This is a genomic window from Streptomyces sp. (genome assembly GCF_050698815.1).
Classification (GTDB): Bacteria; Actinomycetota; Actinomycetes; order Streptomycetales; family Streptomycetaceae; genus Streptomyces.
Window position 1 is genome coordinate 1 of the sequence record NZ_JBOHCV010000052.1, and the last position, 3,557, is coordinate 3,557.

A 3,557-nucleotide genomic window follows, 5' to 3' on the forward strand; every position below is an offset into this window, starting at 1 on the left:
ATCACGGTGTCCGCACGCTCGGCGGAGTCGTTGGCCCGGGACAAGCGCACGATCCGTGCCTCGGCGGGAAAGAGCTACTTGAAGCTGGAATGGTGCGACAGAGAGCATCTCCGGGCGTTCGTCAACACGCTGCCGTTCGCGACCGGCATCCGCCGCTGAGGGAGGACGTTCCATGGCCGCGCGCGATCCACTGACCGCCATCACCGACGCCTTCACCGGCTTCCTGTTCGGCAAGACGGAGACGACCCGGCTGCCCGTACGTACCTCCACCGGCCAGGCGCAGGCCGTCTATCTGCCGACGGCCGCACCCGGCCTCGGCGACTCCGGCGTCATCATCGGCCGCGAGGTCTACAGCGGCAAGGGCTACATCTACGACCCGTTTCAGCTCTACGGCCAGCAACTCCCCGCCCCGCACTGGCTGGTGCTGGGCGAGTCGGGCAACGGCAAGTCGGCGCTGGAAAAGACGTACGTGCTGCGCCAGCTCCGCTTCCGCGACCGCCAGGTCGTCGTGCTCGACGCACAGGGCGAGGACGGCGTCGGCGAATGGAACCTCATCGCCGAGGAGATGGGCATCACCCCCATCCGCCTCGACCCGACTGCCGCGCTGGACCAGGGAATCCGCCTCAACCCCCTCGACCCCGCCATCACCACCACCGGCCAGCTCGCCCTGCTCCGCACCATCATCGAGGTCGCGCTGGGGCGCGGCCTGGACGAGCGGTCGGGCTTCGCGCTGAAGGTGGCGCACAGCTTCGTGAACGCGACGATAGCCGACCGTCAGCCCGTGCTCACCGACATCGTCGACCGCCTCCGGCACCCCAAGCCCGAGTCGGCGGAGGCGATGAACGTCGCCCTGGACGACGTACGGGCATGGGGTCTGGACGTCGCCCTGGTACTGGACCGGCTGGTCGACGGTGACCTGCGGGGCATGTTCGACGGGCCGACGACGGTCGGCATCGACCTCGACTCGCCCCTCATCGTCTTCGACCTCTCCCACATCGACCGCAACTCGATCGCCATGCCGATCCTGATGGCCATCGTGGGCGTCTGGCTGGAACACACCTGGATCCGACCGGACCGCAAGAAGCGCATCTTCCTGGTGGAGGAGGCGTGGCACATCATCAACAGCCCCTTTGTGGCCCAGCTCTTCCAGCGGCTGCTCAAGTTCGGGCGTCGGCTCGGTCTGTCGTTCGTGGCGGTGGTGCACCACCTCTCCGACGTGGTCGACGGCGCGGCTGCCCGCGAGGCCGCCGCGATCCTCAAGATGGCGTCGACGCGGACCATCTACGCACAGAAGGCCGACGAGGCACGGGCGACCGGCCAGGTCCTCGGTCTGCCCCGCTGGGCGGTCGAGATCATCCCGACCCTCTCCCCGGGCATCGCGGTGTGGGACGTCAACGGCAACGTGCAGGTCGTCAAGCACCTCGTCACGGAAGCCGAACGGCCACTGGTCTTCACCGACCGCGCCATGACGGAGGCTTCGGCCACGCCGGACTCCCTCGACGCGTCCCTGGACGCGGACCTGGAAGCCGAGGCCGAGGCCCGCGCCCGCGCCATCGAGCAGGCGCCCACATCCTCCAACTCCACCGTCGCATAGCCATGCCCCACGACCACGTCTACGACCGCGGCCCACGCCCTCGCCCCGGGGGCGGCGGCGGAAGCGGCGGCATCCCCGACGGCCTGCTGATAGGCGTACTCGGGTTGCTGCTCGCGCTCACCGTCCTCACCTGGACGGCCACCGGCCTGGCCGGTCTCCTCGCCCACGGCTCCTGGCCGGAGGGGGTGACCTTCACCCGTACGCCCATGGCCATACGCGCTCTGGCCGCCGAGCCCCACGACATCGCCGGCGCCTGGCCGGACGCCCGGCCCTCCCACCTCTCGGGCTACGGGCTCGTCTGGGGGCTGCTCATCAGCCAGCTGCTGCTGGCGGTCGTCCTCACGGTCTTCGTGCTGGGCACGCTCTCGCGCGCCCGCGCGGTACGTGCCGCGCACCGTGAGCGCCGTTCGCGTCTCACCGAGCAGACCGCCGCGGCGCACGACGATGTACGGGCGCAGCCCGTCCCGACCAAGTCCCCGCCTCCCGAGAACGCCCTCAGCGCCCCCCGCGAAGCGCCGTCCGAGCCACCACCGATCCCACACCCGACCGCAGAGCCGGCACCGGCACCCGCCCCGGCCCCGGTGCCAGCACCAGGTGCGGCCCCGGCCCCGGATTCCCGCAGCCGCGCACACGAGGCAGCGGGAGCGCTCCTCGTCGCCACGAGCGACCCCACCCTTTGGGCGGCCACCAAGGACGCCCGAGCGAAGCTCGGCCCCGTGCACCTCTTCGACCCGAGCCAGCTCTGCGACACCCCGAACCGCCTGCGCTGGTCCCCGCACCACGGCTGCGCCGACCGGGCCACCGCCGCCGCCCGCGCGGAGGCGCTGCTCGCGCCGCTGCGCTCACCCCGCCCCATCGACGCCGCGACACACACGGCGGCCGAAACGCTGCTCCGTTGCTGGCTGCACGCCGCCGCGCTGGATGAACGGCCGTTCCGCGAGGTGCACCGCTGGGCCCTCGCCAAGTCGGCGCCCACCGACCCGGTGCAGACCCTCCGCACCCATCCCAAGGCTTCGTCCGGAGCCGCCGGTGAGCTGGAAGCCACGCTCATCGGGCATCCCGAACGCCGTCAGGCCGCCACTGAACTGATCCGTCGCGCTCTCTCGCCGCTCTCCCAGCTCCACGTCCGCAACGCGTGCACGGCAGCCCGCGCGGATCGCATCGCCCTGGAGTCGTTCATCGATGAAACGGGCACGCTGTATGTAGTGGGCGATGACCCGGAGATCATGCCGATACTCAACGCGCTCACCCAGAGCGTGGTCGAGCACGGCCGCCGCGTGGCCGCAAGGTCATCCCCCGGCCGGCTCGACCCACCACTCACCACGGTTCTCGAACTCCCCCTGGAGCTCAGTCTCAACGGCTGACCGTGCCGGTCCAGCGGGTGGGCAGCTCCAGGACCATCTCGTACTCCCGCAGCAGCGGCGCCTTGGGATCGCTGCTGAGCTGCCCCGTGTGAACGAAGCCCAGCCTCCGGTAGAAGGACTCCGCACGCGGATTGTGCTCGTGCACGTGCAACAACATCCGGGTCACATATGGCCGTTCCAGAGCCCACTCCGTGACCGCGTCGAAGAGCGCGTCGGCCAGACCGGTTCCCCGGTGCGCGGGGCGCAGGTAGACACCCACCACGTGGGCGGTGTCGCCCTCGTCGAGCACAGTGGTGCTGCCGGCCCAGCTCCCGCCGTCCTCGTCGTCCTCCCCGATGAACGTCTCGGCCAGCGAGCCCTGGGTACCCTGCGCGGCGCGCCGCCGCCAGAACTCCTCGCCCTGCGCGGCGAGTCCCTCGTACGTCTCGTGAAAGGCCACGGACGCCACGGGATCTGCCAGGGCGGCGAGCCGCAGCTCGCGCAGCTGCTCCCAGTCCTCGCCCCGTACCGCCCGAATCGTGTACGCCATGCCCCGATGGTGCCGCAGCTCTCGGGGCCGCCACAGCGATTTGCGCTGGACTTGAGGTACGACGCAAAGA

3 protein-coding genes and 1 pseudogene are annotated in these 3,557 nt (G+C 70.7%); 3 read left to right on the forward strand and 1 reads right to left on the reverse strand.

What is annotated here, in order from left to right; all coding sequences use genetic code 11:
- From ACRDP3_RS02255 to ACRDP3_RS02265, 3 genes and pseudogenes are all read left to right on the forward strand, one after another.
- Nucleotides 1–159: pseudogene (locus ACRDP3_RS02255) on the forward strand (SCO6880 family protein); the annotation flags it as partial.
- A 13-nt stretch (nucleotides 160–172) separates the two neighbouring features.
- Complete coding sequence (locus ACRDP3_RS02260) at nucleotides 173–1,594, forward strand: ATP-binding protein (RefSeq protein ID WP_431515093.1); 1,422 nt, start codon at nucleotides 173–175, stop codon at nucleotides 1,592–1,594.
- Between the two features lie 2 nt (nucleotides 1,595–1,596).
- Complete coding sequence (locus ACRDP3_RS02265) at nucleotides 1,597–2,958, forward strand: hypothetical protein (protein ID WP_431515094.1); 1,362 nt, start codon at nucleotides 1,597–1,599, stop codon at nucleotides 2,956–2,958.
- Here the strand turns inward: ACRDP3_RS02265 and ACRDP3_RS02270 are convergent.
- Nucleotides 2,948–3,487, reverse strand: a complete 540-nt coding sequence (locus ACRDP3_RS02270; protein ID WP_431515095.1) for an N-acetyltransferase family protein — start codon at nucleotides 3,485–3,487, stop codon at nucleotides 2,948–2,950. The genes ACRDP3_RS02265 and ACRDP3_RS02270 overlap by 11 nt on opposite strands.
- Nucleotides 3,488–3,557 lie beyond the last annotated feature (70 nt).

Bases quoted from the DNA above. Each gene is read 5' to 3' on its own strand.
- ACRDP3_RS02265 (WP_431515094.1), top strand. From the start codon at position 1,597: ATGCCCCACGACCACGTCTACGACCGCGGCCCACGCCCTCGCCCCGGG.
- ACRDP3_RS02270 (WP_431515095.1), bottom strand. From the start codon at position 3,487: ATGGCGTACACGATTCGGGCGGTACGGGGCGAGGACTGGGAGCAGCTG.
- ACRDP3_RS02260 (WP_431515093.1), top strand. From the start codon at position 173: ATGGCCGCGCGCGATCCACTGACCGCCATCACCGACGCCTTCACCGGC.